Origin of the sequence: Luteimonas arsenica (assembly GCF_004352825.1) — a bacterium.
Classification (GTDB): Bacteria; Pseudomonadota; Gammaproteobacteria; order Xanthomonadales; family Xanthomonadaceae; genus Luteimonas; species Luteimonas arsenica.
The window spans coordinates 614,910-641,617 of record NZ_SJRW01000001.1 but is presented as its reverse complement, the minus strand read 5'-3'; the positions used below and the strand labels follow the sequence as shown (position 1 = coordinate 641,617).

The following is a 26,708-nucleotide window of genomic DNA, read 5'->3' as shown; positions in this document are numbered from 1 at the left end:
AGGCCACACATGCGCATTCCCCTGACCATCGTCCTCGGCGGCCTGCTGGCCACGCCGGTGTACGCCGCGGAGCTGACCGTCGAGGTCGAGATCCCGTCCATGACCGTGGCCGAGTACCACCGCCCCTACGTCGCGGTCTACGTCGAAGGTGCCGACGGCAAGGCCGCCGCCGACCTTGCGGTCTGGTACATGCTGAAGGACACCGCCGAGGGCCATGGCACCAAGTGGCTGCCCGACCTGCGCCAGTGGTGGCGCAAGTCCGGGCGCACGCAGCAGCTGCCGGTCGACGGCGTGACCGGGCCGACGCGCCCGGCCGGCCGCCATGCGCTGAAGTTCGACGGCAGCGACCCGCGCCTGTCCGGCCTCGCCCCCGGCCGCTACGCCGTGGTGGTCGAAGCCGTGCGCGAAGTCGGCGGCCGCGAACTGCTGAAGATGCCCTTCGACTGGCCGGCGAAGGCCGTGCAGTCGGGCAAGGCCCAGGGCGACAGCGAACTCGGTGCCGTCAGCCTCGCCATCAAGCCCTGAACCAGCCGTCCCTGCAGCACGCAGGCCAGCCCCGCATCACACCGCACGCCACCCTTTCCGGAGACCGACGATGAAGAAGACCCTCGTACTCGCGCTTGCGCTCGCCGCCGCGCTGCCCATGACCGCGTCCGCGCACAAGCAGTGGATCATCCCGTCACAGGCCGTGGTCAACGGTGCCGACGTGTGGGTGACCTTCGACGGCGCGATTTCCAACCAGCTGTTCTTCCCCGACCACTTCCCGATGCGTCTGGACAACGTCACCGCCACGGCACCCGACGGCAGCCAGGTCGAGCTGAGGAACACCAGCGTCGGCAAGTACCGCAGCACCTTCGACGTGCAGCTCGAACAGCAGGGCACCTACCGCATCGCCAACGCCAACTCCGGCATGTCCGCACGCTGGGACACGCCTGAAAGCCTGGCCGCCAAGGCGAAGGCCGAAGCCGAAGGCAAGCCGGTCAGCGGCCCGGGCGCGCCGCCGGAAACGCGTGGCGGCTTCCTGCGCAACGCCACCCCCGAGGACCTGGCGACCAAGGTGCCGCAGGACGCACGGAACCTGCAGGTCACCCAGACCGCCAGCCGCGTGGAAACCTTCGTCACCAACGGCGCGCCGGACACCACCGCGCTCGCGCCCACCGGCAGCGGCATCGAAATGGAGCCGGTGACCCATCCCAGCGACCTCGTCGCCGGCGAAGAGGCGACCTTCCGTTTCCTGGTCGACGGCCAGCCGGCGGCGGGCCTCGAGTTCGAGATCGTCCGCGGCGGCACCCGCTACCGCAACGCCCAGGACGACATCGCCGCGACCACCGACGCCCAAGGCCTGCTGAAGGTCACCTGGCCGGAAGCCGGCATGTACTGGCTGGAAACCAGCGTCCAGGACGACAAGGCCAGCGTGCCGCAGGCCACCGGTCGCCGTCTGGGCTACGTCGCCACCCTGGAAGTCCTGCCGCAGTAATGGATGCGCCCGGCGCCACCGGCGCGCGCCCCGCCCACGCGGTGCACGTGCTGGGCGGCGCCACCATGGGCACGCTCTGGCAGGCCTCGGTGTCGGCGCCTGCCGGCGTCGACCTGCATGCCATCCACGACGGCATCCAGGCCTGCCTGGATCGCGTGGTCGCGCAGATGAGCACCTGGGAACGCGAATCCGACATCAGCCGTTACAACCGGGCGCCGGCCGGCAGCTGGCAGGCGCTGCCACAGCCGTTCTTCGACGTGCTGCGCGACGCGCTGGCGATCGCCGCCGACAGCGCCGGCGCCTGCGATCCCACGGTCGGGCCGCTGGTCGAGGCCTGGGGTTTCGGGGCGGGCGGCAATGGCGGCCGCGTGCCCGATGCCGGCACGCTCGCGGCCGCGCGCGCGCGCGTGGGCTGGCGGCGGGTCGAGCTCGACGTGGAAGGACAGCGCGCACTGCAGCCCGGCGGCGTCGGCCTGGACCTGTCCGGCATCGCCAAGGGCCATGGCGTGGATGCAGTGGTCGACTGGCTGCGCGCGCGCGGCGTGCCCGCGGCCCTGGTCGAGGTCGGCGGCGAACTGCGCGGCTACGGCCGCAAGCCCGACGGCAGCGCGTGGAAGGTGCTGGCCGAAGCCTGGCCGGAAGAAGAGCCCGACCTGCCCGGGGGCCACCACGGGGGTGGCGGCGGTCCGGACGGCTACGGCGCTGGCGGGCGCGATGCGGACGACGCCCGTGGCGAGGGCATCGTTGCCGATCGACGCACGCAGCCGCCCTGCATCGTGGTCCTCGACGACGCCGCGGTCGCCACCTCCGGCGACCACTGGCACCGCTTCGAACACGACGGCCGCCTGTATTCGCACACCATCGAACCGCGCAGCGGCGCACCCGTCGACCACGCGCCCGCGGCGGTCACTGTGGTCGCCGAGCGCGCGCTGGCCGCGGACGCCTGGGCAACCGCCCTGACCGTGCTCGGCGCCGACGAGGGATACGCGCTGGCGGAAGCGCGCGACATCGCCGCGCGCTTCGTGGTGCGCACCGCGGACGGCGTTCAAGAACGCTGCACCGCGGCCTTCCAACGCTGGCTCGTACAGTGAGCGGCACCGCCTCTTCCGGCACCGCGCGCACGGCGCAGGGCATCGTCCTGCTCGCCCTGGCCATGGCGGCGCTGGCCTTCGTGCCACTGCACGACGAAGCCTGGTGGCCGGGCGCACCCACGACCGCCCACGGCTGGCTGGCCGCCCTGCTGGGGATTGCCTATGTCGGCGCCAGCGCGGCCACGCTCCTGCGCGCGCGCCGCGGCGAACGCGCGCAGGCCGCCGCCGAGGCGGCCGAAGCCGGCATCCCCGACGCCGACGAATGGCTCGTCGTCCACGCCAGCCAGACCGGCCAGGCGGTCGAATTCGCCCAGCGCACCGCCGAATCGCTGCGCGCCGCCGGCCGGCGCGCGCGCCTGCGCGCGATCTCGACGCTGGATGCCGACACCCTGGCCGCCGCGCGGCAGGCCCTGTTCATCGCCAGCACCACCGGCGAAGGCGACGCCCCCGACTCAGCCGCCGGTTTCATCCGCGACACCATGCATGCCGGTGCCACCCTGCCCGACCTGCGCTACGCCGTGCTCGCGCTCGGCGACCGCAGCTACCGCCACTACTGCGCCTTCGGCCACGCGCTCGACCAATGGCTGCGCGGCGCCGGCGCCAGCCCGCTGTTCGACCTCGTCGAGGTCGACAACGGCGACCCGGCCGCGCTGCGCCACTGGCAGCACCACCTGGGCGTGGTCGCCGGCGCGCCGGAACTGCCCGACTGGGCGCCCGCCGCGTACGCCGCCTGGACGCTGGCCGGCCGCCGCGAACTCAATCCCGGCAGCGCCGGCGGCGCGGTGTACGAGGTCCGCATGTCGCCACCGGCGGAAGGTGGCGCGCACTGGCATGCCGGCGACATCGCCGAAATCGGGCCGCGCCAGGCGCCGGACGCGGTCGATGCCCTCCTCGCCGCGACCGGACTCGATCCCGAAGCCCGCGTGGACGCCGGCGATGCACCCGCGACCCTGCGCGACCTGCTCTCGCGCTCCCACCTCCCCGCCGCCGACGAAGTCGACGGCCTCGACGCCCGGGCGCTGGCAGGACGCCTCCAGCCGCTGCCTGCACGCGAATACTCGATCGCCTCGGTGCCCGGCGAAGGCAGCCTGCGCCTGCTGCTGCGGCGCATGCTGCGCCCCGACGGCAGCCCCGGCATCGGCAGCGGCTGGCTGTGCGACCACGCCCCGCAGGGCGGCAGGATCGACCTGCGCATCCGCACCAACCCCGGCTTCCATGCGCCCGCCGCCGACGCACCGCTGGTGCTGGTCGGCAACGGCACCGGCGTCGCCGGGCTGCGCGCGCACCTGGCCGAACGCATCGCCGCGGGCCGCCACCGCAACTGGCTGCTGTTTGGCGAGCGCCACGCCAGCCGCGATTTCCACCAGCGCGAAGACCTCCTGCAGTGGCTCGACGCGGGCGGACTGGCGCGCCTGGACCTGGCCTTTTCCCGTGACCCCGAGGGCACTGGCCTGCCCACGGCCGCGACGGGTGGCGGACGCGCAGCCGTGCACCGCGGCTACGTCCAGGACGCGCTGCGCGCCGAGTCCGCGCGCCTGCGGCAGTGGGTCGACGACGGCGCCGCGATCCTGGTCTGCGGCAGCCTGCAGGGCATGGCACCGGGCGTGGACGCCGCGTTGCGGGACATCCTCGGCGGCGAGCGCGTGGACGAACTGCTGGCCGCCGGCCACTACCGCCGCGACGTCTACTGAGCCACCGGCTCCACGCGCACCAGCAGAAGGTCGCCGCTGCCTTCCAGCAGGTGCCGTTCACGGCCCTCGCGGGCCTCGAGCAGGGCGCTGTCGCCCCTCTCCAGCAGCGGCAGCACGCGGCCACCATCAAGCATCGCCTGGCCTGCCATCACGTGCACCGCCCAGGTGCTGCCGGGATCGACGAACAGCAGCATCGAATCCACCAGCGGCCGGTGCCACAGCTGCGCCGCCACCTTCGCCGGACGCCACATCAGGTTGAACACCTCGACCCGGCCGGCGTGAAGGCGCGCCAGCAGCGCATCGCCACCGCCGAAGCGCTGCCGCCCGTGCGGTGGCTCCAGCAGGCGCTCGCCGCCCTGGCCGAAATCCAGCACCAGGCCTTCGCCCGACAGCAGGACCTGCTCCCGCTCGACGCCGGGAAAGGCCGAATACGGCCCATCGGCCTCGATCTCGGCGATCGACAGCCGCCAGTCCCAGTCGTCGCCACCGTCGTCGGAGACCGATGCGGCATGGATCTCGCGCGTCCAGCCAAGGCCATTGCGCCAGCGCAGGCGGCGGTAGCCGTTGGCCGGAAGGTGTCGGACGCTGGCCGCGGTGATGGACATGCCCGCAGTCTAGCGCCGGGGAAGCGGCGACCGGGGCGCGTCCCTGCGCCCCGGCTGGCCGCGACGGTGGCCGGATGCCAATCGCTTCGGGAGCGATGGCCGCCGCCCTCCCTGGCGCATCCATGCGCCAGGGCGTGACGGGCGGGCTCAGGGCCTCCCGGCGGCGGCAGCAGGCTTCGCCGCAGCGGGCTTTGCCGCGGCCGGCGCGCTTGCGGCCGGCTTTTTCGCGGCGGCTGCAGGCCTGGCGGGCGCGGCAGCACCGACCACGATGCGATCACGATTGCGCTCCACCGTCTTAAGGCCCACGCCCTTGACGTTGACCAGCTCGTCGGCGCTCTTGAAGGCACCGTTGGCCTGGCGGTAGGCGACGATCGCCTCGGCCTTGGACATGCCGATGTTGACCAGCGTGCGCTCGATGGCGGCGGCGTCGGCGGTGTTGATGTTGACCTTCTCGCTGGCGAAGGCGCTGCCAGCGAAAAGCAGCGACGCGAGCACGGTTGCAAGCACGGATTTCAGGGGAATCATGACGCTCTCCTTGCGTTGTGGATGCCGTTGCAGCCGGGCCGTCCTGGCACCGGCAGGGCCAGTCTCGACCGCAGCCGCCAGGCACCGGCATCGCCATGCCACCCGTCCGCGCCCCGGCGCGCTGCGCGTGCCCGCGTCCGGAAACCCTGACGCGAGAGGCGTAGAATCAAGGGTTCACAGCCGAACACAGGGGTTCCGCCATGGACACCAGCTTGATCGATCCCACCCGCGCAGAGCGGTTCGTGTCGTCGAAGTGGGACGACGAAATCGTCCCGCAGCTGGTGGAATACATCCGCATCCCCAACAAGTCGCCGATGTTCGATGCCGACTGGGTCGAGCACGGCTATATGGAGGACGCGGTCAGGCTGATGGAAGGCTGGGCCCGCAAGCAGCCGATCCCCGGGATGCAGCTGGAGGTGGTGCGCCTGGAAGGCCGCACGCCGCTGATCTTCATCGACATCCCGGCCGCCAATGGCGGCAACGGCGACGACTGCGTGCTGCTCTACGGCCACCTCGACAAGCAGCCTGAAATGACCGGCTGGGACGACGACCTCGGCCCCTGGAAGCCGGTGCTGCGCGACGGCAAACTCTACGGCCGCGGCGGCGCCGACGACGGCTACGCGATCTACGGCTCGCTGGCCGCGATCATGGCGCTGCAGGAGCAGAAACTGCCGCACGCGCGCTGCGTGGTGCTGATCGAGGCCTGCGAGGAATCCGGCAGCTACGACCTGCCCGCCTACGTCGACCACCTCGCCGACCGCATTGGCCAGCCGTCGCTGGTGGTGTGCCTGGACTCGGGCTGCGGCAACTACGACCAGCTGTGGTGCACCACCTCGCTGCGCGGCCTGGCCGGTGGCAACTTCACCGTGAAGGTGCTGGAGGAAGGCGTGCATTCGGGCGACGCCTCCGGCGTGGTGCCGTCGAGCTTCCGCCTGCTGCGCCAGCTGCTGTCGCGCATCGAGGACGAGGACACCGGCCGCATCCTGCTCGACGGCCTGCACGTCGACATCCCCGCCGAACGCCTGGACCAGGCGAAGAAGTGCGCCGAGGTGCTGGATACGGCCGTGTTCGACAAGTTCCCCTTCCTGCCGGGCATGACCCCGATGAGCGACGAGCTCACCGAACTGGTGCTCAATCGCACCTGGCGCCCGGCGCTGTCGGTGACCGGCATCGGCGGCATGCCGCAGCTGGAATCGGCTGGCAACGTGCTGCGCCCGCACACCGCGGTGAAGCTGTCGCTGCGCCTGCCGCCCACGCTCGACGGCAAGCGCGCCGGCGAGCTGCTGCAGGAAGCACTGCTGCGCGACCCGCCGAACGGCGCGCAGGTCACGCTGGAACTGGAGAAGGCCTCCAGCGGCTGGAACGCCCCGGCGATGGCACCGTGGCTGGAGAGCGCGGTCGATGCCGCCAGCCAGGCCTTCTTCAAGCGCCCGGCGATGTACATGGGCGAAGGCGGCTCGATCCCGTTCATGGGCATGCTCGGCGAGAAGTTCCCCGGTGCGCAGTTCATGATCACCGGCGTGCTCGGCCCGCATTCCAACGCCCACGGCCCCAACGAGTTCCTGCACATCGAGATGGGCAAGCGCGTCACGTCCTGCGTGGCCCAGGTGATCGCCGCCCACCAGGCCGCCAGCAGCCGCGGCGAGACCACGGGCTCCGCGGTGGCCGCAGACAGCGGCACCCGCCACGGCGACCACGGCTGCTGCTGAAGTCCGGCCCCTGCTAAGCTCGGCGGATCATCCACGCAAGAGGGGGCGTCATGGAAGGTGTATTCGGCGGCAGCTGGCTCTGGATCATCCTGGTGGGCTTCGTGGTCGGCGTGCTCGCGCGCCTGATCAAGCCCGGCAAGCAGGACATCGGCATCATCCTCACCGTGGTGCTCGGCATCGTGGGCGCGCTGTTCGCCGGCTGGATCGGGCGCCTGCTGGGCTGGTACGCGGAAGGCGAGAAGGTCGGCTTCATCGCCTCGCTGGTCGGCGCGATCGTGATCCTGTTCATCGCGGAAGCGATCAACGGCAAGCGCAGGCGGCGCTGAGTCCGGGCCCCACCAATGAAAAAGCCGGGTTTTCCCGGCTTTTTTTGGTTCTTCGCCCAGATCCGGGGACGAGCGCTTCGGGAAAGGCTGCACTGCCCACCCTGGATGAAGGATTCCCGTCCTGGCATGTCTATCGCGTGGCCATGCCTCCACCCTCCGGTTGAACCGCGAACTCCGCCGCCGCAAACCACATTCCATTCAGGAAACGGCTGGCAGCCTGTCGAGCTTTCGTGAACGAAGGCGGCTTCCGGCATGACGTACCGAGCGGGATCCACTGTTGTCGATGCCCACTCCCCACTGCCGAACGCGCGCGGCCGGAGTGACGAAGCGTGACGCTGCCGGCCTGGCTGCTGGCCGCCTGCCTGCTTCTCCTGATGGTGCTGCTGCTGGCCTCCCCCGGCCGCGCGCGGCCGCAAGCGGCACTGCTCAGCGCGCTGCTGCTGGCCCTGAGCCTGTGGTGGTTCGTCGACCAGCTCAGCGGCGACGGCATCAATGCCGCGACGATCTACCACCTCGCCAGCGGCGTCGAAGGCGCCGGCATCGGTGACTTTGCCCGGCCGATCCTGGGGCTGGTCGCGCTGTTGCTGCTGTCGCTCCTGCCGCTGTTGCGGATGCGCCTGGCGCAGCCTCCACTGCGGTGGCGCGGCAGGAGCACAATCGCGGTCTTCGCGACGGTCTTCGCCATCGCCGCGCTGGGCAATCCGCTGGCCAACGACACACTGCGCCTTTACCGCGATTCGCGGCCAGTCGACCCCACCCGTGTCGCCTCCGAATACGTGGTGCCCGCCCATCCCCTGCGCGAGCGAAAGAACATCGTCTGGATCTACGGCGAAAGCCTGGAACGGACCTATCTGGATGCGGAAGCTTTTCCGGGGTTGATGCCGAACCTGTCACGCCTGGCCGGCGAAGCCCTGGACTTCCGCGGCATCGCCTCGCCCGCCGGCAGCGGCTGGACCATCGCGGGCATGGTGGCGTCGCTGTGCGGCGTACCGCTGACCACCGCCCGCGGCGACGAGAACAGCATGGGGCGGATGGACACGTTCCTGCCAGGCGCACACTGCCTGAGCGACTACCTCAAGCAGCAGGGGTATGCGCTGCATTTCAGCGGCGGCGCGGATTCCGCGTTCGCCGCCAAGGACAAGTTCCTCGCCAGCCATGGCTTCGACGCGGTCAAGGACCAGCGCCACTTCCGCGCCAGCGGGGTCGCGCGCAAGCATTTCTCCAACTGGGGCGTGCACGACGACGTCCTGCTGGACGACGTGTTCGACGACTTCCTGCGGCTGTCCGCCGCCGGCCAGCCGTTCATGCTGACCGCACTGACCATGGATACCCACCATCCCGCCGGGCACCTCCCCGTAGCCTGCCGCGATGTCCGCTACGAAAGCCGGCACGGCGACATCGGCCTGCTGAACGCGCTGGCCTGCACCGACCGGCTGATTACCGGGCTGATCGACAGGATCCGCCAGAGCGACTACGCCGACGACACCCTGATCGTGCTGGCATCCGACCACCTGGCCATGCCCAACGACCTCAGCCACGTGCTGGCCGGGCTGGAGCGCGAGAACCTGCTGCTGTTCCTGGGCACCGGCCTGCCCCCGCGGCAACTGGCAAGCACCGGGAGCACCCTGGATTCGGGCGCGACCCTGCTGCAACTGCTCGAGCCGAAGCTGGAGAAACTCGGCTTCGGCCGCTCGCTGCTGTCACCGGCACCGAAGCCCAGCGCGAGCATCGCCGCGCTCACCGACGACGGCGAGCGCTATCCGCTGTACCTGGGCTTCGCCCGCCAGCTGTGGACCGGTACCGAGACCCGCACGCTGCGGATCGAGGACGACCAGGTGGTGGCCGGCCTGCAGCGGATCCGCCCGCCGGTGATGCTGGAGTACGACACCGGCTGGAACATCAAGTCGATCGTGCTGGAGGATGCGCCGCGCCAGTTCAACGACAGCGACCCGGACAACATCTTGGCCTACGTCGACCGCTGCACCGCGTTCCTGGACGATCCCTCCAGCGGCGAGTGGTGCGCGGTGGTGGTGGACCGCGGCAACGGCCTGACCCTTTACCCGGACTGGCAGCTGCAGCAGGGGATCCAGGTCGATGCGCCGCTGGAGACGGTCGCCGACGAGCGCCCGCGTCCGCGTCGGCCGCTGAATCTGGAGCGCCGGCCGGTGGCCGCCGGCGAGTACGAACTGCAGCTGCGCACCCGCAGCCCGCCGGGCAGTGCCTTCTGGCTGGAAGCGGTCTCCGACGATGGCAAGGTCATCCGCGCCCGCGAATGGGTCCAGGTCGAACCACGCGGCCGCGGCGGCCACGTCGGCCTGCCGCTCCGGCTGGATTCGGCCGCGGAAGACCTGGTGATCCGGGTATGGCTGGACCACACCGAAGTGATCGAGGTCGAACGCATCGCGCTCGTGCCGGCGCCGGGCGAGGTCCGGTCCTGAACCCCGCCCCAGGCCGCCACGCCTAGTCGAGCAGTCGGGCGATGACCTGCTCCGCGAGCACCTGCGGGCTCGCGGACATCGTGTCGAGCACCAGTTCCGGCGCTTCCGGCGGCTCGTAGGGCGAGTCGATGCCGGTGAAGTTCGGCAGCTCGCCGCGCCGGGCCTTGGCGTAGAGGCCCTTCACGTCGCGGCGCTCGGCCTCGGCCAGCGGGGTGTCGACGAAGACCTCGATGAAATCGCCCTGTTCGAACAGCGCGCGCGCCGAGGCGCGCTCGGCGCGGAACGGCGAGATGAAGCTCACCAGCACGATCAGGCCGGCGTCGGTCATCAGCCGCGCGACGTGGGCGATGCGGCGCAGGTTCTCCACCCGGTCCTCGTCGGTGAAGCCGAGGTCGCGGTTGAGGCCGTGGCGGACGTTGTCGCCGTCGAGCAGGTAGGTGTGGCAACCGCGCGCGACCAGGCCGCGCTCGACCAGGTTGGCGATGGTCGATTTGCCGGCGCCCGAGAGACCGGTGAACCACACGCAGCGCGGGCGCTGACCCTTGAGCGCGGCGCGCACGCCGCGGTCCACGTCCAGCGCCTGCCAGTGGAGGTTGTCGGCGCGGCGCAGGCCGTGGCGGACCATGCCGGCGCCAACGGTGGCGCGAGTGAGCATGTCGACCAGGATGAAGCTGCCCATCGCCGGCTCTTCGGCGTGGGGCGCGAACGGGATCGGCGCGTCGAGCGCGATCGCGACCTCGCCGATGTCGTTGGCCTGCAGGCGCTTGGCGGCCAGCGGCTGCAGGGTTTCGGGATCGAGCAGGTGCTTGATATCGCCCACGCGCGCGCCAACCTCGCGGGTGCCGGACTGCAGGCGGTAGCGGCGGCCCGGGAGCAGCGCGGCCTCGTCGAACCAGAGCAGGTCGGCGACGAACTGGTCGGTGGCGGCCAAGGGTGCGTCGGCGGCAGCCAGCACGTCGCCGCGGGCGGCATCCACGTCCTCGGCCAGGCGCACCGAGACCGCGTCGCCCGCCTGCGCGGTGTCGGCCTCGATACCCGCCCGCCGCAGGGCGGCGACCGTCGCGTCCACGCCGTGGGGCTCGACGCGCATCGCCTCGCCCTTACGCAGCGTGCCCGAGGCCAGGGTGCCGGCCAGCCAGCGGCCGCCGCCGCCGTCGCGTTGCACCAGCTGCACGGGCAGGCGCGCCGGCAGCCCGATGCCGCGTGCTTCGACCTGCACCGATTCGAGATGCTGCAGGACGGTCGGCCCGGTGTACCAGGGCATGTCCTCCGAGGCAGCGGTGACGTTGGCTCCGCTGGCCGCGGCGAGCGGGATCACGGTGACGTCGGCGATGCCGAGCTTCGCGGCATGCTCGCGATATGCGCCGGCGACGCCGTCGAACGTCGCCTGGTCGTGATCCACGCGGTCCATCTTGTTCACCGCCAGCAGCACGTGGCGCACGCCGAACATCGAGGCGATGGCGGTGTGGCGAAACGTCTGCGGCAGCAGCCCGCGGGTGGCATCGACCAGGACGATGGCCAGGTCCGCGACCGAGGCGCCGGTCGCCATGTTGCGGGTGTACTGCACATGCCCGGGGCAGTCCGCGATCAGGAAGCGGCGTCGCGGTGTCTCCAGGTGTCGCCAGGCGACGTCGATGGTGATGCCCTGCTCGCGCTCGGCCTCGAGGCCGTCGAGCAGCAGGGCGTAGTCGATATCGCCGCCGCGGGTGCCGTGCACGGCGCTGGCCTTCGCCAGTGCCGCGCGCTCGTCGTCGGGCACGCGCCCGGCGTCCGCCAGCAGACGGCCGATCAGGGTGCTCTTGCCATCGTCGACGCTGCCGCAGGCGACGATGCGCAGGAAGTCGCGCGCCATCAGAAATAGCCCTCGCGCTTCTTCTTCTCCATCGAATCGCCCTCGGCGTGGTCGATCAGGCGGCCGGCGCGTTCGGACTGCGTACCCGCCTCCATCTCGGCGATGATCGCGTCGAGGTCTGCGGCATCGGACTCGACCGCGCCGGTCAGCGGATAGCAGCCCAGCGTGCGGAAGCGCACGCGACGCATCTGCGGCGACTCGCCCGGACTCAGCTGGAAACGATCGTCGTCGACCATCACCAGGGTGCCGTCGCGCTCGACCACCGGGCGTTCGGCGGCGAAGTACAGCGGCACCACGGGAATGCCTTCGCGGCGGATGTAGCGCCACACATCGAGTTCGGTCCAGTTCGACAGCGGGAACACGCGCGTGCTCTCGCCCGGATTGACGCGCGCGTTGTACAGGTTCCACAGCTCCGGCCGCTGCCGGCGCGGGTCCCAGCGGTGGTTGCCGTCGCGGAAGGAGAACACCCGCTCCTTGGCGCGCGATTTCTCCTCGTCGCGGCGGGCGCCACCGATCGCGGCGTCGAAGCCGCCGGCGTCCAGCGCCTGCTTCAGCGCCAGGGTCTTCATCACCTCGGTGTGGCGGCTGGCGCCGTGGCTCTGCGGGCCGATGCCCTCGCGCACGCCGTCGGGATTCACATGTACCCGCAGCTCCACCCCGGTCTCCTCGGCGCGGCGGTCGCGGAAGGCGATCATCTCGCGGAACTTCCAGGTGGTGTCGACGTGCAGCAGCGGAATCGTCGGGCGTGCGGGCGCGAAGGCCTTCAGCAGCAGGTGCAGCAGCACCGAGCTGTCCTTGCCGATCGAATACAGCATCACCGGCCGCCGGCACTGGCCCGCGACCTCGCGCAGGATGTGCAGGCTTTCCGCCTCCAGGCGGTCGAGCTGGCGGTCGATGGCGTCCCTGTCGATCATGAGCGGCCGTAGACGTCCTCGTAGCGGACGATGTCGTCCTCGCCGAGGTAGTCGCCGGACTGCACTTCGATCAGTTCCAGCACCTCGGCGCCGGGGTTCTCCAGCCGGTGCTTCGCACCCAGCGGGATGTAGGTCGACTGGTTGGCATGCAGTTCGAAGACGTCGTTGTCGCGGGTCACGCGCGCGGTGCCGCGGACGACGATCCAGTGTTCCGCGCGACACTTGTGGGACTGCAGCGACAGGCGCCCGCCCGGCTTGACCTTGATGCGCTTGACCTGGAAGCCCTCGTCCTGGTCGATGGAGTCGTAACTGCCCCAGGGGCGGTGCACCTCGCGATGGAGCACGGCGTGGCTGCGGTCGTCGGCCTTCAGTTTCGCCACCACGTCCTTGACCTGCTGCACGCGGTCCTTGCTGGCGACCAGCACGGCGTCGTCGGTCTCGACCACCACCAGGTCGTCGACGCCGACCAGGGCCACCATGCGCCGCGACCAGACGTAGCTGCCGCGGCTGTCGATGGTGACGACGTCGCCGTTGTGGGCGTTGCCGTCGGCGTCCTGTTCGCTCACCGCCCACAGCGCCGACCAGGAGCCGACGTCGTTCCAGCCGATGTCCACCGGCAGGACCATGGCGCGGTCGGTCTTCTCCATCACCGCGTAGTCGATCGAATCCGAAGGCGAAGCGGCGAACGCGTCGCGGTCCAGGCGCACGAAGTCGCCGTCACGCGCGGCGCCGTCGAAGGCCTTGCGCACAGCGTCGAGCATGTCGGGGCGGAAGCGGCCCAGCTCTTCCAGGTAGCGCGAGGCCCGGAACAGGAACATGCCGCTGTTCCAGTAGTAGCCGCCGGCGTCGAGGTATTGCTGCGCGGTGGCGGCATCGGGCTTCTCCACGAAACGCAGCACCTGGCGCACGCCTTCGCCGGCACCGGCCTGGATGTAGCCGAAGCCGGTTTCCGGTGCTTCGGGCACGATGCCGAAGGTGACCAGGGCGCCGGCCTCGGCGGACGGCATCGCCTCGCGCACGGCCGCCTGGAAGGCGGCCGCGTCGCGCACCACGTGGTCGGACGGCAGCACCAGCAGCAGCGGGTCGCTGCCGTCGGCGCCCGCCTGCAGGGCGGCCGCGGCGATCGCCGGCGCGGTGTTGCGGCCCACGGGCTCGAGGACGATCGCTGCGCCGTCCACGCCGACCTGGCGCAGCTGCTCGCCGGCCAGGAACCGGTGCTCTTCGTTGGCGACCACGACCGGCGCCAGCGAGGCGAGCGGCGCGACCCGCAGCCAGGTGTCCTGCAGCATGGTGTGCCCGCCCGACAAGGCCAGGAACTGCTTGGGATAGGCCTCGCGCGACAGCGGCCACAGGCGGGTACCGGAACCGCCGGACAGGAGCACGGGTAGCAGCTGGGTCATGGTGCGATAGGCCTGCGCTGTCGTGGGGGAAGCGCGGAGTTTACCCTGTGCGCGACGCCGCCCCGTCGGCCCGGAGACCGCATGACCACAGCCATTCACGACACCCGTCCGGCCGAACGCCTGGACTGGGCCCGCACCGCCGCAGGCATCCCCGGCCTCACGCTCGAGCGCGCCTCGGCGGACGCCGGCTTCCGCAGCTACTGGCGCGCCAGCGGCACCGGCGGCGACAGCCTGGTGGTGATGGACTCCCCGCCCGATCTGGAGGACGTCCGCCCCTGGCTGCGTATGCGCGACCTGCTGGAGGGCGGCGGCGTGCGCGTGCCGCAAGTGCTGGCGCGCGACGTTGAACGCGGCTTCCTGCTGCTGGAGGACCTGGGCGCGGACACCCTGCTCCACGTGATCGACGCCGGCAACGCCGATGCGCATTTCGATGCCGCCATCGACCAGCTGCTGCGCATCCAGGCCATCCCCGCGCCCGGAGACCTGCCGCGCTACGACGAGGCCCTGCTCGCACGCGAGCTGCGCCTGTTCGACGAATGGTTCCTCGGCCGCCACCTCGGCGTGGAGCCCGGCTGTGGCGACCTCGAAGCGCTGGATCTCGTCTACCGCGTCCTCATCGACAGCGCGTTGACCCAGCCGCGCGTACTGGTGCACCGCGACTTCATGCCGCGCAACCTGATGCCGGCATCCGATGGCCTGGCCGTGCTGGACTTCCAGGATGCGGTGCTGGGTCCGGTGGCCTACGACCCGACCAGCCTGTTCAAGGACGCCTTCCTCAGCTGGCCGGCGGAACGCGTGGAGGCCTGGCTGCTGCGCTACCACGCCCGCGCGCTCGACGCCGGCGTGCCGGTGCCCGCCGCGCCAGAGCGATTCCTGCACGACGCCCGCCTGATCGGTATCCAGCGCCACCTGAAGGTGCTCGGCATCTTCGCGCGGCTGAAGCACCGCGACGGCAAGCCGAAGTACATCGCCGATGCGCCGCGCTTCCTGGCCTATCTCGACGAGGCGCTGCCGCGGCACCCGGAGCTGGCGCCACTGGCCGGCGTGCTCGACCGCCATGTGCGCCCGGCCCTGGCCGCCGCCGGCGAACGGCCGGGCGAGGCGACGTGAAGGCGCTGATCCTCGCCGCCGGGCTCGGCGAGCGCATGCGCCCGCTGACGGACACCACGCCCAAGCCGCTGCTTGCGGTGGGCGGCAAGCCGCTGGTGGCCTGGCACCTGGAGAAGCTGGCGGCGACCGGCGTGCGCGAGGTCGTGCTCAACACCTCGTGGCTGGCCGACCGGTTCCCGCCGGCACTCGGCGACGGAGCCCGCTGGGGCCTGCGCATCCACTATTCGTACGAAGGACCGACGCCGCTGGAGACCGGCGGCGGCATGTGGCAGGCGCTGCGCCTCCTCGGCGAGGCCCCCTTCATCGCGGTCAACGGCGACGTCTGGACCGACTTCGACTTCGCGCGGCTGCCGGCCTCGCCGGAGGGCGACGCGCACCTGGTGCTGGTCGACAGTCCGGAGCACAACCGCGGCGGCGACTTCGCGCTCGGCGCGGACGGCAGCGTCGCCAGCCAGGGCGCCGAGCGCCTTACTTTCGCCGGCATCGGCGTGTACCGGCCGTCGCTGTTCGATGGCTGGCGTGAGGTGGTCGGCGACGCGCCCGGCAGCGGCGAAACCCCGCCACGCTTCAAGCTGGCGCCGCTGCTGCGCGCGGCGATGCCACGCGCGCGGGTGACCGGCGAACACCACCGCGGCCGCTGGACCGATGTCGGCACGCCGGCGCGGCTGGCGACGCTCGACGCGGAACTGCGCGACGCCGGGCACGGCGGGGCCGCCTGAGCCGAAAATGGCGGAAAACCTCACTTTCGCCCCGAAAAACGTGAACTTCATCACGGATTTTGTCGCGCCGCACAAGACACTCTCAGGGACACGGGGCGCATGCTCAGGCGCTACCCAGGGGGACACGATGAAAACCAAGACTCTGCTGGCTTCGGCCATCCTGCTCATGGCGGGCCATGCCCATGCCCAGTCGACGGGCAGTTGCCCGACGCTGCCGGCCAACAGCGGCACGGCGTGGGAGCGGCTCGAAGGCAACGGCTACACGTTCTGCAAGGCCATCCGCGACAGCGACGGCCACCAGGTGCTGGCGGTGATGATCACTGGCGACGCGCCGTTCAAGCCGCGACGCGCCAACCGCATCCAGGAAGCCCGGATCGACGGCGACCAGAACTGGTGGTACCGCAGCGAGCTCTCGGGCAGCGTCGGCATCGAGGTGCGCGAGACCCTGGTCGAACTCGACTCCAGGCACGTCGCGCACATCTCGGCGCGCGCGACCAACGAGCAGGACATGTCGCAGGCGATGTCGCTGGCCGAGGCACTGCGCTTCGACGACGTGCGCGTCTCGATCAACTGAGCCGGGCGGCGGCGCCCGGCCTCAGAAGCGGCCTTCCTGGAAATCGACGAAGGCCTGCATGATTTCCTGCTTCGTGTTCATCACGAAGGGGCCGTGGCGAACCACAGGCTCGCGCAGCGGGCGGCCGGCCACCAGCAGCAGGCGCGCACCGGCCGCGCCGGCCTCGATGCGGAGCATGTCGCCGCCGCCGAGGATGGCCAGTTCCTGGCTGGACAGGGCACGTGCGTCCTCGCCGCTGCCCAGCACAGCATCGCCCTCGAAGGCATAGGCGAAGGCGTTGTGGCCTTCCGGCAACGCGTGCTCCCAGGCCACGCCCGGGGCCAGCGTGATGTCGAGGTACAGCGGCGAGGTGGCCGGCTGGTCGATCGGACCACGCACGCGGCCGCCGTCGCCGGATGCGACCTCGCCGGCCACCACCCGCACCTCGACGCCGTCGGCCGGGCGGCCCAGCGGGATCCGGTCGGGCGCGAATTCCTGGTAGCGCGGCGCGCTCATCTTGTCCTTCGCCGGCAGGTTCACCCACAGCTGGAAGCCGCGCATGCGGCCTTCCTCCTGCTCGGGCATCTCCGAATGCACCAGGCCGCGGCCGGCGGTCATCCACTGCACGCTGCCGGGGACCAGCAGGCCCTCGTTGCCGTGGTTGTCGCGGTGGCGCATGCGCCCGTCGAGCATGTAGGTGACGGTCTCGAAGCCGCGGTGCGGGTGGTCCGGGAAGCCGGCGAGATAGTCCTCGGCGCGGTCGGTGCCGAACTCGTCGAGCAGCAGGAACGGGTCGAGGTCGGGCAGGTCGGGGCCGCCGATGACGCGCGTGAGCTTCACGCCGGCGCCATCGGACGCGGCACGGCCGCGCAGCTTGCGCACGACGCGGGCGGAGTCGAACGGACGGGTGGTCATTGCGGCTTTCTCCTGGGGACTGCCCACATCATGGTGCCGCCACCGCGCCAAGGAAGCGCCGCCGCTGCAACGCTGCGATCCCCTGCCCGCGGCCGCCCCTAGAGGCGCTGCAGGCGCCAGGCGCGGTGGATCCGCGGGTTGCGGGCGAAGTCCGGCGGGATGGTCTCAGCGGTGATGTCCTCGCAGCGGGCGAACGCCGCCACTGCGGCTTCATCGAGCCGGAAGCGGCGGTAGTTGTTGGAGAAATACAGCACGCCGCCAGGCGCCAGCCGCGCCACCGCGGCCTGCAGCAGGCGCACGTGCTGGCGCTGCATGTCGAAGTCGTCGGCGCGGGCCGAATTGGAGAAGGTCGGCGGGTCGCAGAACACCAGGTCGTACTCGCCCGCCTCGGCCTCCAGCCAGGCGACCGCGTCGGCCTGGACCATGCGGTGGGCGCTGCCGCCGATGGGCTGGCCGTCGATGCGGTTGCCGCGGAGGTTGTCCGCGGCCCACTGCAGGTAGGTCGCCGACAGGTCGACGCTGGTGGTACTGGCGGCGCCACCCACGGCGGCATGCACGGTGGCCGCGCCGGTGTAGCAGAACAGGTTGAGGAAGCGCTTGCCGCGCGCCTCGCGCTGCAGGCGCGCGCGCAGCGGACGGTGGTCGAGGAACAGGCCGGTGTCGAGGTAGTCGAACAGGTTCACGCGCAGGCGCGCGGCGCCCTCGCGCACCACGATGGGGTCGGCGCCGCGCTCCGCGCCCGGCGCCGCGTACTTGCTGCCACCCTTGCCCCGCGCGCGGACCTTGGTGGCGATGCGCTCGCGTGGCACCCCGAACACCTCGCGCGCGGCTGCCAGCACCTCGCCGAAGCGGCGGCGGACGTCGGCGTCGGGGATGTCGGCGGGCGCGGCGTATTCCTGCACGTGCAGCCAGCTCGCATCCGGATCGTCGGCCTCGGTGTAGACGTCGATCGCCACCGCGTACTCGGGCAGGTCGGCATCATAGGCACGGAAACAGGACACGTCCTCGCGAACGCGCCAGGACTTGGACGCGCGCAGGTTCTTGCGCAGGCGGTTGGCCAGCATCTGCGCGCCGGGCGTGAGCGGGCGCGGGCCGGCGTCCTCGCGCAGCGGCGGCTGCACCGGATCGGCGACCAGCAGCGCACATTCCAGCGCACCGTTGAACACCTGGTAGACCTTCTGCGGGCGCAGCCCGGTGGCGCGCGCGAGCTCGACGCTGCCGCAGAGCAGGCTGGCCCGCCAGTACGGCGCGATGCGCTTCAGCGCGTCGCCCAGGCCACGGTAAAGCTGGGCGTCGGCGGACAGGCGGGCGTCGTAGGGCGGGTTGCTGGCGACCAGGCCGCGCACCTGCTGCATCGGCCGCAGCGCCGCGACCTGGCGTTCGTCGAACTCGATCACATCGGCGAAGCCCGCCGCTTCCGCATTCCCCCGCGCCGCGCGCAGGGCCGCGGGATCGATGTCGCTGCCGAAGAACACCGGGCGCAGGGCCTCGCGGCCAGCCTTCTCGCGCGCGAGCGCCTCGGCGCGCAGCGCATCCCAGGCCGTCAGGTCGAACCCGCTCCAGCGCGACGGCGGGGCCGCGCCGTGGCGCAGCAGGCCGGGCGCGACATCGGCCGCCATCGCCGCGCCTTCGATCAGCAGGGTGCCGCTGCCGCACATCGGGTCGAGCAGCGCCCCGCCCTCGGCGTGGACCTGCGGCCAGTGGCCACGCAGCAGCACGGCCGCGGCCAGGGTCTCCTTCAGCGGCGCGTCGCCCTGCGCCCGGCGCCAGCCGCGGCGGTGCAGCGAGCCGCCGCCAAGGTCGACGGACAGCACGGCGCGGCCCTTGCGCACGACCAGGTTGAGGCGCAGGTCCGGCGACTCGAGGTCGACGTCGGGCCGCGCGCCGGTCTCCGTGCGCAGGGTGTCGACCACGGCGTCCTTCACGCGCTGCGCGGCGTAGCGCGCGTGGGTGATGGCATCGCCGGCAACGCGGGCATCGACCGAAAGCGTGCGCCCGGGCGCAAGGTGGGTGGCCCAGGGCAGCGCGGCGACGTTGCGGTAGAGCGCGTCCTCGCTGTCGCAGTAGAACTCGGCCAACGGCCACAGCACGCGGCTGGCCAGGCGCGACCACATGACCGCGCGCTGCGCGTCCGCCAGTTCGCCTTCGACGTTGACGCCGGCCACCGTGGCGGTGGCGCGCGCACAGCCCAGCGCGACCAGCTCGTCGGCCAACAGGTATTCCAGGCCCTTGCCGCAGCTCGCGAAGAACTTCACGGCGCGAGCGAGGCCAGCAGCTCCGCGAACATCGCGGCGGAGGCTTCGACGTGGCCGGACAGGCGGTGTCCGTCGTCGACCAGCAGCACGCGGTCGCGGCGCGGCGCGGCCCAGGCGACCACGTCGGCGGCCGGGATCAGCTCGTCGTCCCAGCCGTGGATGATCGCGGTCGGTATGTCGGCGGCCTCCAGCGGGTATTCGCCGCCGCGGTTGATCGGCGGCGCCATCAGGAACAGCGCGCGCACCTGCACCTGCAGCGACATCCGCCCGGAGATCCAGGCGCCCAGGCTGGAGCCCGCGAGCACCAGCGGGCCCTCGGCCGCGCGCGCGGCAGCCAGTGCCTGCAGCTGCGCCAGCCGTCCGGCGACGTCGCCGTGCCTGCCCATGTCCAGCTTCGCGTCGAAAGCAGTGTAGTCGGGGCGCTCGTGGCTCCAGCCCAGGCGTTCGGCGACCTCGGCCAGCGCCGTGACCTTGGTCGCGTCGGGGCCGCTCTCGAAGCCGTGGGACAGGATGCAGTGGCCGCGAAGGCTCATGGTGTCGCCGGTACCGGGGGAACCCTGAATGCTAGCATCGCGGCCGACCCCTGCCCCGGCCGCGACGTGCGCATCGACCCCCTGCCCTACGAACGCCTGCTGGAGCCGCGGCCGCTGTCGCAGGTCGACCTGGTGGTCATCCACTGCACCGAGCTGCCCGACCTCGCCACCGCGCGCGAATACGGCGAGCGCGTGCTGTATCCCGCCAGCGGCACCGGCAACAGCGGCCACTGGTATCTCGACCGCGACGGCCGCGTCGAGCGCTGGGTCGATCCGGCGCGCGTCGCCCACCACGTCCGCGGCTACAACCCGCGCTCGGTGGGCATCGAACTGGTCAACTCCGGCCGCTGGCCCGACTGGCTGGATTCGCGCCGCCAGGCGATGGACGAGCCCTACCCCGACGCCCAGGTCGAGGCGCTCGCCGGCCTGCTGGAGGCCCTGCGGCGGGAGCTGCCGGCCCTGCGCTGGATCGCCGGCCACGAGGACCTGGACACGGACCAGGTGCCGGCCAGCGACGACGCGACCGTCCAGGTGCACCGCAAGCGCGATCCCGGCCCGATGTTCCCGTGGTCGCGGATCCTGGCCGGCACGACGCTCCAGCGCCTGCCCGCGTCGGCGCAACCCTAGCCCCAGCCGTCGCCGGGGCGGCCGACGCCGACGGTCCGTACAGGGCCGGGCGCCTATAATCCGCCGATGCCCGACCACGCCCCCGCCCCCGCTTCCGAACTCCTCGAACTGCTCACGCTCGAGCGCCTCGAGGACAACCTGTTCCGCGGCCAGAGCCGCGACATCGGCACCAAATACGTCTTCGGCGGCCAGGTGCTGGGCCAGGCGCTCAGTGCGGCGCAGGCGACCCTGGCGCAGCCGCGCGCGGCGCATTCGCTGCATGCCTACTTCCTGCGCGCGGGCGACATCGAGCACCCCATCGTCTACGACGTCGACCGCACCCGTGACGGCGGCAGCTTCTCGGTGCGCCGGGTGACCGCGATCCAGCACGGCAAGGTGATCTTCTTCTGCGCGGCCTCCTTCCAGGATGCCGAGGACAGCGCCGAGCACCAGCTGTCGATGCCGGAGGTGCCGCGGCCGGAGGACGTCGAGCCGGCGTCCGCGATCCCGGACAAGGTCCTGGCCACGCTGCCGACCAAGATCCAGCGCTGGCTCGACCGCAGCGGTCCCTTCGAATTCCGCCACGTCTACCCGCGCGACGAGCTCAACCCGCCCAAGCGCCCGCCCTACCAGCAGGTCTGGTTCCGGCTGGCGGAGAAGGTCGGCGACGCGCCCGAGCTGCACCGCGCGCTGCTGGCCTATGCCTCCGACTTCCACCTGCTGGGCACCGCCACCTTCCCGCATGGCATCAGCTACTACCAGCCGAACGTGCAGATGGCCTCGCTCGACCACGCGCTGTGGTTCCACCGCCCCTTCCGCGCCGACGACTGGCTGCTCTACTCCATCGACAGCCCCAGCGCGCAGGGCTCGCGCGGGCTGGCGCGCGGCATGATCTACGACCGCAGCGGCCGCCTGGTGGCGAGCACCGCGCAGGAAGGCATGATCCGCGTCGTCGGCGCCGGCGCGACCGGGCAAGTCCCGGCCAAGGACTGACGCCGTGCGCCAGCTGTTTTCCAGCCCCCGCATCGAGAACGTCGAAGCGGTCGCCCGGATGCTCGAAGAGGCCGGCATCGAGATCCGCATCAGCAACGGTCGCTCCTACCGCGGCGCGATCCGCGGCAATTTCAGCTACCGCGACGACGGCGGCGGCGCGCCGCGCCCGGCGGTGTGGGTGATCCGCGCCGACCAGCAGCCGGAGGCCCGCCGGATCCTGCGCGAGGCCGGCCTGCTGCGCGATGCGCCGATCCGTGGGGAGAGCTTCCTGCCGCCGCCCGCGACCCTGGCCGGCGGCGACCGCGGCCTGCTCGCCGCCCGCGGTGGCGGCCGCTTCCGCTACGGCATGCTGCTGGCCGTGGGCGTGATGGCGGCGCTGGTGATGCTTGCCTGGCGCGCCGCCCACCGCGACGGTGGCGAGGCCCAGGGGCTGGCCGGCGCAGCATCCACGACGCAGACCGCGGCACCCCGCGACACGGCAGCCGCAGCGCCCCTGCCCGGCATGCCCGAAGTCGCGAGCCTGCCGACCGAAGCCTTCGTGGTCGCCACGCCGCCGGCGCTGGCGGCGACCCTGCTTCGCGACGAACTGGCCGCGGCCGGCACCCGCCGCGGCTGCCTCGCCATCGACGGCGCCGACCCGAATCCCGCCCTGCTGCAGGCGCTGGCCGCCGAAGGCCTGGACGTGGCCCCGGCCTCGGCCTGCCCCGAGGGGGCGCTGGCCCTGTCGGTGGCGGCCTGGACCACCGACGGCTCGGGCAGCGGCACCGTGCAGCTGGCCGTCGGCGACGCGGACGCGCGCGAGGTGGCCGCTCGCCGCGAAGGCCGCGACTGGCGGCTCGACGCCACGGACTGACGCCGGGCGCCCTCCGGCGCAGGCCCGGTGCCACTGGTCACATTCCCCGCGCCACCGCGTCTGGATAGGATGGCGCCTGCCCTGCGCCGCCACCGCGAGCCGCCCATGTCCAGCTGCGCCATCGACGCCCTGATCCACCGCGAACTCCCGGCCGCCGCCGGCGGCTGCGAGCAGGCCTATACCCGCATCATCGTCGCCAGCCAGAACACGGTGACCGCGGTCGCCCTGGCCATCACCCGCGACCCGACGGCCAGCGAGGACATCGCCCAGGAGGCCTTCCTCTCCGCCTGGCAAAACCTCAGGCGCCTGCAGAACCCGTCGAGCTTCCTGCCCTGGCTGCGCCAGATCACCCGCAACCTCGCCTACGACCACCTGCGCCGGCACCGCAACCGCGCAGTCGGGGGCGAAGTCGCGGAGATCGCGATCAGCCACGCCGCCGATCCCTCGCTGCTGCCCGAGGAGCAGCTGCTCGACGCCGAGCGCGAGCGCATGGCCGCCGAGCTGATCTCGGAGCTGCCCGAAGAAAGCCGCGAAGTGCTGCTGCTGTACTACCGCGAAGGCCAGAACTCGCGCCAGGTGGCCGAACTGCTCGGCCTGTCCGATGCCGCCGTGCGCAAGCGCCTCTCCCGCGCGCGCAAGTGCCTGCGCGAGGACCTGCTCACCCGCTTCAGCGACTTCGCCCGTGCCACCGCGCCGGGCACGGCCTTCGCCATCGGCGTCACCGCGATGCTCGGCTTCAGCCGCCCGGCGGCCGCGGCCGGCTTCGCCAAGGTCGGTGGCAGCGTGCTCGGCAGCGTGTTCGGCAAGGGCGTGCTGGGCACCGCCGGCGCGCTGGGCGGCGGCCTGCTCGCCGGCCTGGTGACCGCCTGGCTGTGCCGCAAGATGCTTGTCGCCTATGCCGACAACGAGTCCGAGCGCGCCGACATCCTGCGCGTCTACCACACCTACATCTGGACCTCGCTGCTGGCGGTGGGCCTGACCCTGGCCGCGGCCTTCGTGTTCGACAGCCTGGTGCCGACCTATGCTCTGGCGCTGGCGGCGATCGCGATCCTCAACTACCAGCTGCTCGGGCCGCTGGCGCGCACCATGCAGCCGCTGCTGCGCCGCGACGCCATGCGCAACCCCGAGGGCGCGCGCATGCGCCAGCTGCTGTACCGGCTGACCTTCGGGCCCAGCGGCGTGGCGATCAGCAACCTGGCGATCATCGGCGGCCTGGTGCTGCTGTACCTCAAGGGCTGAGGTCTGCGCCACGAAAAAGGGCCCGCGCCGTGAAGCGCGGGCCCCGGCGCCGGTCCGACCGGCGCCACCCCATCATCGTGGCCGCTGCGCTCAGCGGCGCTTGCCGGCCTCGAGTTCAGCGCGGCTGAGGAAGCCGTCGCGGTTGTCGTCCATCCACGCGAAGCGCTTGGACAGGCGCGGCATCTTCTCGTCGACCTCGACCCGGCTCAGCTTGCCGTCCTTGTTGAGGTCGGCGGCGGCGAAGGCCTCGGCGAAGCGCTTCTCGCCCGCCTCGCGCATCTGCGTGCGCATGCGCTCCTGGTGCACGGCGACCTCGCTGCGGACGATGTAGCCGTCCTTGTTGGCGTCGATGGCGTCGAAATCGAAGCCCATGCGCGGGCCGGCCGGCTTGCCCTCGCGGACGGGACGCTCGCCGCGATCGGCGCGCTGCGGCCTGTCGACGCCGGCTTCCGCACGCTTTGCGATGCGGGCTTCACGAGCCTCGTCTCGCGCGGTCCTGGCGGCATCGAACTCGGCGCGGCTGACGCGGCCGTCGCCGTCGGTGTCCATGCGCTCGATGCCACCGTGCATGGCGTGGCCGCGGTGGCCGAAGTGGCCCCGGCCGTGGCGCTTCGCGCGTTCGCCACCGGCGTCGGCACGCGCGGCCTGGGTGGAAGCATCCGCCTTGGCGGCGGGTGCGGACTGGGCCACCGCCAGGCCGGCGGTACCAAGGGAAGCCACGGCGATGGCGGTGGCGAAGAACAGGGCATGACGCTTCATGCGTGACTCCTTTGCTGGCAGCAGCATTGCTGCAGGTGCATCGGTCAACGCACGGCCCGGGGCCGCGGTTGACCTGCAGTCCGAAGCGTTCAGTTTCCAGCCGGTTCGCGGCCGCTGCGACGCGGCGCAGTATCCTGCGGCCATGCACTGCGCCGCCCATGCATCGCGACCGAGGGCCCGCCATGGCTGAGCCCGCTCCGCTGCGCCTGTTCCACACCGCCGGGCATCCCTGTGGCTACTGGCCGGAGCGCACCGCGCGCGACCTCGTGCTCGATCCCGGCGACCCGCGGCTGGCCGAGTTCTACGAGCGCGCGCTGTCGCGCGGCTTCCGCCGCTCCGGCGACCTCGTCTACCGTCCGCACTGCCACGGCTGCCGCGCCTGCGTGCCGGTGCGCATTCCCGTGGATGCGTTCACGCCCGACCGTAGCCAGCGCCGTTGCCTGGTGCGCAACGCCGACGTGCAGACGCGCATCCTGCCCGCGGGCGAGGACAGCGAGCGCTTCGAGCTCTATCGCCGCTACCTTGTCCACCGCCACCCGGGCGGCGGCATGGACGACCACGGCAAGGCCGAGTTCGCGCAGTTCCTGGTCGGCAGCTGGTCGCAGGGCCGCTTCCTCGAGCTTCGCGCCGACGGGCGCCTGCTGGCGGTGGCTGTCACCGATCTGGTGGATGATGCGCTGTCGGCGGTCTACACCTTCTACGATCCCGACCAGGCCCCGCGCGGCCTGGGCACGCTGGCGATCCTGCAGCAGATCGACTGGGCCCGGCGCAGCGGGCGTCGCCACCTCTACCTCGGCTACTGGATCCAGGGACACATGAAGATGGACTACAAGCGCAGGTTCCAGCCGCTGGAACATTTCGACGGCCAGGCATGGCGGCCGCTGCCCCGCGACGGTGCCGCATGAAAACGAGCATGCGCCCCGCCTTCCTCCTGCTCTGCTGCGCCCTGCTTGCCGGCTGCGCGCGCGGCGACGTCCACCGGGATCCCGACCCGTCCATGAGCCAGTCAACGACCCTGCGCGTGGCGACCTACAACGCCTCGCTGTACTCCAACGAGGCCGGCGGCCTGCTGCGCCGGCTCGAGGCCGGCGACGACGACGCGCGCAAGGTCGCCGCGGTGCTGCAGCGGGTGCGCCCGGACGTGGTGCTCGTCAACGAATTCGACTTCGACGCCTCCGGCCGCGCCGCGGACGCCTTCCAGCGCGACTACCTGGAAGTGCCCCAGCCCGGCGGCGGCGAAGCGCTGCGCTATCCGCACCGCTACTTCGCGCCGGTGAACACCGGCGTGGCCAGCGGCCTGGACCTCGACCGCAACGGGCGCATCGGCGCGACGGCGCCGGTGCCGGGCGAGGACGCCGCCGGCGCACGCGAGCGCGGCGACGACAGCTGGGGCTTCGGCCTGCACCCGGGGCAGTACGGGATGCTGCTGCTGTCGATGCACCCGATCGACGCCGGTGCCGCGCGCACGTTCCAGCTGCTGCCATGGCGCGCGCTGCCCGATGCCGCACGCCCGGTCGATCCCGATACTGGCGCGCACTGGCACGACGAAGCGGTCTGGTCGCAGCTGCGCCTGTCCTCGAAATCGCACTGGGACGTGCCGGTGCGCACGCCGCTGGGCACCGTGCACATACTGGCCTCGCACCCGACGCCGCCGGTGTTCGACGGCCCCGAGGACCGCAACGGCGCGCGCAACCACGACGAGATCCGGCTGTGGCGCGAGTACATCACTCCGGGCGAGCGCCCCTGGCTGTGCGACGACGCCGGCCGCTGCGGCGGACTGGCCGAAGGCGCGCGCTTCGTGATCCTGGGCGACCTCAACAACGACCCCGCCGACGGCGATGGCCGCCACGAGGCCATCATCGAGCTGCTCGAACACCCGCGCGTGCTGCGCATGGCGACGCCGCGCAGCGAGGGCGCGGCGCACGCCGAAGGCGCCGACCGGCCCGGCCGCAAGGGCAGCGTGGCCCATGCGACCGGCGACTTCGGCCCGCGCGTGGGCCCGCTGCGCCTGGACTATGCCCTGCCCTCGACCGGCTTCCGCCTGCGCGATGCCGGGGTGTTCTGGCCCCCGCCGGGTACGGACGGTGCCCGGATCGTGACGGGGACGGACCACCGCCTGGTGTGGGTGGACCTGACCGACTGAGG

The 26,708-nt window shown here is 71.9% G+C and carries 24 protein-coding genes and 1 pseudogene; 16 read left to right on the top strand and 9 right to left on the bottom strand.

The features are described from left to right. Window positions 1–9: 9 nt before the first annotated feature. From E2170_RS02955 to E2170_RS02940, 4 genes are all read left to right on the top strand, one after another. Entirely contained in the window at window positions 10–525 is a 516-nt protein-coding gene (locus E2170_RS02955; RefSeq protein WP_132999150.1) for a DUF2271 domain-containing protein, read from the top strand. Window positions 526–595: 70 nt separating this feature from the next. Continuing rightward, on the top strand, window positions 596–1,477 hold the full coding sequence (locus tag E2170_RS02950) for a DUF4198 domain-containing protein (RefSeq protein ID WP_132999149.1): 882 nt from the start codon (window positions 596–598) through the stop codon (window positions 1,475–1,477). Further along, the gene (locus E2170_RS02945; protein WP_132999148.1) at window positions 1,477–2,568 is read left to right on the top strand and encodes an FAD:protein FMN transferase; all 1,092 of its coding nucleotides are present in this window, start codon (window positions 1,477–1,479) and stop codon (window positions 2,566–2,568) included. The genes E2170_RS02950 and E2170_RS02945 overlap by 1 nt, the downstream gene beginning before the upstream one ends. A 62-nt stretch (window positions 2,569–2,630) precedes the next feature. Continuing rightward, on the top strand, window positions 2,631–4,259 hold the full coding sequence (locus E2170_RS02940) for a sulfite reductase subunit alpha (RefSeq protein ID WP_132999978.1): 1,629 nt from the start codon (window positions 2,631–2,633) through the stop codon (window positions 4,257–4,259). Here E2170_RS02940 and E2170_RS02935 read toward each other — a convergent pair. Together E2170_RS02935 and E2170_RS02930 are read right to left on the bottom strand one after the other, a co-directional pair. Continuing rightward, window positions 4,253–4,864, bottom strand: coding sequence for a HutD/Ves family protein (locus E2170_RS02935; protein ID WP_132999147.1), 612 nt, complete (start codon window positions 4,862–4,864; stop codon window positions 4,253–4,255). The genes E2170_RS02940 and E2170_RS02935 overlap by 7 nt on opposite strands. Before the next feature lie 147 nt (window positions 4,865–5,011). Further along, entirely contained in the window at window positions 5,012–5,389 is a 378-nt protein-coding gene (locus E2170_RS02930; RefSeq protein ID WP_132999146.1) for a ComEA family DNA-binding protein, read from the bottom strand. Between the two features lie 200 nt (window positions 5,390–5,589). Here E2170_RS02930 and E2170_RS02925 point away from each other — a divergent pair, with 200 nt between their 5' ends. The 3 genes from E2170_RS02925 to E2170_RS02915 all read left to right on the top strand — a co-directional run bounded on the left by E2170_RS02925 (window position 5,590) and on the right by E2170_RS02915 (window position 9,862). Next, entirely contained in the window at window positions 5,590–7,098 is a 1,509-nt protein-coding gene (locus E2170_RS02925; protein WP_425477820.1) for a M20 family metallopeptidase, read from the top strand. A gap of 50 nt (window positions 7,099–7,148) precedes the next feature. Continuing rightward, on the top strand, window positions 7,149–7,424 hold the full coding sequence (locus E2170_RS02920; protein WP_132999145.1) for a GlsB/YeaQ/YmgE family stress response membrane protein: 276 nt from the start codon (window positions 7,149–7,151) through the stop codon (window positions 7,422–7,424). Between the two features lie 374 nt (window positions 7,425–7,798). After that, window positions 7,799–9,862, top strand: coding sequence for a phosphoglycerol transferase I (locus E2170_RS02915; RefSeq protein ID WP_132999976.1), 2,064 nt, complete (start codon window positions 7,799–7,801; stop codon window positions 9,860–9,862). Window positions 9,863–9,884: 22 nt separating this feature from the next. On the opposite strand, the gene cysC is transcribed toward E2170_RS02915, so the two are convergent. The 3 genes and pseudogenes from cysC to E2170_RS02900 form a co-directional block, all read right to left on the bottom strand. Continuing rightward, window positions 9,885–11,873, bottom strand: coding sequence for an adenylyl-sulfate kinase (gene cysC / locus E2170_RS02910; protein ID WP_425477837.1), 1,989 nt, complete (start codon window positions 11,871–11,873; stop codon window positions 9,885–9,887). Further along, window positions 11,777–12,628 (bottom strand): annotated as a pseudogene (gene cysD / locus E2170_RS02905) (sulfate adenylyltransferase subunit CysD); the annotation flags it as partial. The gene cysC and the pseudogene cysD, both read right to left, overlap by 97 nt. After that, entirely contained in the window at window positions 12,625–14,028 is a 1,404-nt protein-coding gene (locus E2170_RS02900) for a mannose-1-phosphate guanylyltransferase/mannose-6-phosphate isomerase (RefSeq protein WP_132999142.1), read from the bottom strand. The gene E2170_RS02900 and the pseudogene cysD, both read right to left, overlap by 4 nt. An 81-nt stretch (window positions 14,029–14,109) precedes the next feature. Here E2170_RS02900 and E2170_RS02895 point away from each other — a divergent pair, with 81 nt between their 5' ends. From E2170_RS02895 to E2170_RS02885, 3 genes are all read left to right on the top strand, one after another. Continuing rightward, entirely contained in the window at window positions 14,110–15,138 is a 1,029-nt protein-coding gene (locus E2170_RS02895; RefSeq protein WP_132999141.1) for an aminoglycoside phosphotransferase family protein, read from the top strand. Next, entirely contained in the window at window positions 15,135–15,857 is a 723-nt protein-coding gene (gene murU, locus E2170_RS02890; protein WP_132999140.1) for an N-acetylmuramate alpha-1-phosphate uridylyltransferase MurU, read from the top strand. Before E2170_RS02895 ends, murU begins: the two co-directional genes overlap by 4 nt. Window positions 15,858–15,984: 127 nt before the next feature. Then, on the top strand, window positions 15,985–16,431 hold the full coding sequence (locus tag E2170_RS02885) for a hypothetical protein (protein WP_132999139.1): 447 nt from the start codon (window positions 15,985–15,987) through the stop codon (window positions 16,429–16,431). A gap of 21 nt (window positions 16,432–16,452) precedes the next feature. Here E2170_RS02885 and E2170_RS02880 read toward each other — a convergent pair whose 3' ends face one another. From E2170_RS02880 to E2170_RS02870, 3 genes are all read right to left on the bottom strand, one after another. Further along, complete coding sequence (locus tag E2170_RS02880) at window positions 16,453–17,325, bottom strand: pirin family protein (RefSeq protein WP_132999138.1); 873 nt, start codon at window positions 17,323–17,325, stop codon at window positions 16,453–16,455. Window positions 17,326–17,423: 98 nt separating this feature from the next. Further along, entirely contained in the window at window positions 17,424–19,580 is a 2,157-nt protein-coding gene (rlmKL, locus tag E2170_RS02875; protein ID WP_132999137.1) for a bifunctional 23S rRNA (guanine(2069)-N(7))-methyltransferase RlmK/23S rRNA (guanine(2445)-N(2))-methyltransferase RlmL, read from the bottom strand. Further along, entirely contained in the window at window positions 19,577–20,113 is a 537-nt protein-coding gene (locus E2170_RS02870) for an alpha/beta hydrolase (RefSeq protein WP_132999136.1), read from the bottom strand. The genes rlmKL and E2170_RS02870 overlap by 4 nt, the downstream gene beginning before the upstream one ends. 66 nt (window positions 20,114–20,179) lie before the next feature. Here E2170_RS02870 and E2170_RS02865 point away from each other — a divergent pair, with 66 nt between their 5' ends. The 4 genes from E2170_RS02865 (at window position 20,180) to E2170_RS02850 (ending at window position 23,804) form a co-directional block, all read left to right on the top strand. After that, complete coding sequence (locus E2170_RS02865) at window positions 20,180–20,740, top strand: N-acetylmuramoyl-L-alanine amidase (protein ID WP_132999135.1); 561 nt, start codon at window positions 20,180–20,182, stop codon at window positions 20,738–20,740. A gap of 66 nt (window positions 20,741–20,806) precedes the next feature. Then, complete coding sequence (gene tesB, locus E2170_RS02860) at window positions 20,807–21,712, top strand: acyl-CoA thioesterase II (protein WP_132999134.1); 906 nt, start codon at window positions 20,807–20,809, stop codon at window positions 21,710–21,712. Between the two features lie 4 nt (window positions 21,713–21,716). Continuing rightward, the gene (locus tag E2170_RS02855) at window positions 21,717–22,565 is read left to right on the top strand and encodes a putative signal transducing protein (protein WP_132999133.1); all 849 of its coding nucleotides are present in this window, start codon (window positions 21,717–21,719) and stop codon (window positions 22,563–22,565) included. 105 nt (window positions 22,566–22,670) lie between these two features. Further along, entirely contained in the window at window positions 22,671–23,804 is a 1,134-nt protein-coding gene (locus E2170_RS02850) for an RNA polymerase sigma factor (protein WP_132999132.1), read from the top strand. Between the two features lie 90 nt (window positions 23,805–23,894). Here E2170_RS02850 and E2170_RS02845 read toward each other — a convergent pair whose 3' ends face one another. Further along, window positions 23,895–24,563: an EF-hand domain-containing protein gene (locus E2170_RS02845; RefSeq protein ID WP_165942137.1), complete on the bottom strand. Its 669-nt coding sequence runs from the start codon at window positions 24,561–24,563 to the stop codon at window positions 23,895–23,897. A gap of 182 nt (window positions 24,564–24,745) precedes the next feature. Between E2170_RS02845 and E2170_RS02840 the strand changes: the two genes are divergently transcribed. Beyond that, on the top strand, window positions 24,746–25,468 hold the full coding sequence (locus E2170_RS02840; protein ID WP_132999130.1) for an arginyltransferase: 723 nt from the start codon (window positions 24,746–24,748) through the stop codon (window positions 25,466–25,468). An 8-nt stretch (window positions 25,469–25,476) separates the two neighbouring features. Beyond that, window positions 25,477–26,706 carry an endonuclease/exonuclease/phosphatase family protein gene (locus E2170_RS02835; protein WP_132999129.1) on the top strand — a complete coding sequence of 410 codons (1,230 nt, stop codon included), beginning with the start codon at window positions 25,477–25,479 and terminating at the stop codon, window positions 26,704–26,706. The last annotated feature ends 2 nt before the right edge of the window (window positions 26,707–26,708 follow it).

Bases quoted from the DNA above. Each gene is read 5' to 3' on its own strand.
- E2170_RS02955 (WP_132999150.1), top strand. From the start codon at position 10: ATGCGCATTCCCCTGACCATCGTCCTCGGCGGCCTGCTGGCCACGCCG.
- E2170_RS02950 (WP_132999149.1), top strand. From the start codon at position 596: ATGAAGAAGACCCTCGTACTCGCGCTTGCGCTCGCCGCCGCGCTGCCC.
- E2170_RS02945 (WP_132999148.1), top strand. From the start codon at position 1,477: ATGGATGCGCCCGGCGCCACCGGCGCGCGCCCCGCCCACGCGGTGCAC.
- E2170_RS02940 (WP_132999978.1), top strand. From the start codon at position 2,631: ATGGCGGCGCTGGCCTTCGTGCCACTGCACGACGAAGCCTGGTGGCCG.
- E2170_RS02935 (WP_132999147.1), bottom strand. From the start codon at position 4,864: ATGTCCATCACCGCGGCCAGCGTCCGACACCTTCCGGCCAACGGCTAC.
- E2170_RS02930 (WP_132999146.1), bottom strand. From the start codon at position 5,389: ATGATTCCCCTGAAATCCGTGCTTGCAACCGTGCTCGCGTCGCTGCTT.
- E2170_RS02925 (WP_425477820.1), top strand. From the start codon at position 5,590: ATGGACACCAGCTTGATCGATCCCACCCGCGCAGAGCGGTTCGTGTCG.
- E2170_RS02920 (WP_132999145.1), top strand. From the start codon at position 7,149: ATGGAAGGTGTATTCGGCGGCAGCTGGCTCTGGATCATCCTGGTGGGC.
- E2170_RS02915 (WP_132999976.1), top strand. From the start codon at position 7,799: ATGGTGCTGCTGCTGGCCTCCCCCGGCCGCGCGCGGCCGCAAGCGGCA.
- E2170_RS02900 (WP_132999142.1), bottom strand. From the start codon at position 14,028: ATGACCCAGCTGCTACCCGTGCTCCTGTCCGGCGGTTCCGGTACCCGC.
- E2170_RS02895 (WP_132999141.1), top strand. From the start codon at position 14,110: ATGACCACAGCCATTCACGACACCCGTCCGGCCGAACGCCTGGACTGG.
- E2170_RS02885 (WP_132999139.1), top strand. From the start codon at position 15,985: ATGAAAACCAAGACTCTGCTGGCTTCGGCCATCCTGCTCATGGCGGGC.
- E2170_RS02880 (WP_132999138.1), bottom strand. From the start codon at position 17,325: ATGACCACCCGTCCGTTCGACTCCGCCCGCGTCGTGCGCAAGCTGCGC.
- E2170_RS02870 (WP_132999136.1), bottom strand. From the start codon at position 20,113: ATGAGCCTTCGCGGCCACTGCATCCTGTCCCACGGCTTCGAGAGCGGC.
- tesB (WP_132999134.1), top strand. From the start codon at position 20,807: ATGCCCGACCACGCCCCCGCCCCCGCTTCCGAACTCCTCGAACTGCTC.
- E2170_RS02850 (WP_132999132.1), top strand. From the start codon at position 22,671: ATGTCCAGCTGCGCCATCGACGCCCTGATCCACCGCGAACTCCCGGCC.
- E2170_RS02845 (WP_165942137.1), bottom strand. From the start codon at position 24,563: ATGAAGCGTCATGCCCTGTTCTTCGCCACCGCCATCGCCGTGGCTTCC.
- E2170_RS02840 (WP_132999130.1), top strand. From the start codon at position 24,746: ATGGCTGAGCCCGCTCCGCTGCGCCTGTTCCACACCGCCGGGCATCCC.
- E2170_RS02835 (WP_132999129.1), top strand. From the start codon at position 25,477: ATGCGCCCCGCCTTCCTCCTGCTCTGCTGCGCCCTGCTTGCCGGCTGC.